Source organism: Solidesulfovibrio aerotolerans (assembly GCF_009856865.1).
GTDB classification, from domain to species: domain Bacteria; phylum Desulfobacterota; class Desulfovibrionia; order Desulfovibrionales; family Desulfovibrionaceae; genus Solidesulfovibrio; species Solidesulfovibrio aerotolerans.
The window spans coordinates 1-359 of record NZ_WVUD01000146.1; the positions used below are offsets into that span (position 1 = coordinate 1).

Genomic DNA, 359 nt, shown 5'->3' on the forward strand with positions numbered 1-359 from the left:
GGCTGGTGCAACGAAATCTGTTTCAGCAATGTGAAATTCTCGACCTCATTGACCCGCGACGGCAACGCTTAAAACCAAACAATTCTAGCAGGCTATCTCTTCTAAATTAGCCGGACAGAAATGATAGACGCCAGTCCAAGCTCCAGACCCCCCTTGGTGGAGACGGTAGGCTGCGGTGATTGCCACAGTGATGGCGGTGGGTACAACGCCAAAAAACAGCCCGGAAATGCCGATGAGTACTGAGCGGGTGTCGAATACGACCCCCTGCATCAAAGTAAAAGGCGTGGACATGACCACGAGACCGACTGCTCCGAGCAGGATGCCCACAAGTCCTTGGCGTGGCTTTGCTTCTCCGATCT

The 359-nt window shown here is 53.5% G+C and carries 1 protein-coding gene; it reads right to left on the bottom strand.

The window, feature by feature from the left end; all coding sequences use genetic code 11:
- Positions 1-84: 84 nt before the first annotated feature.
- The coding region (locus GTA51_RS20475; protein WP_211922690.1) for a LytS/YhcK type 5TM receptor domain-containing protein at positions 85-359 on the bottom strand (275 nt) is incomplete at its 5' end.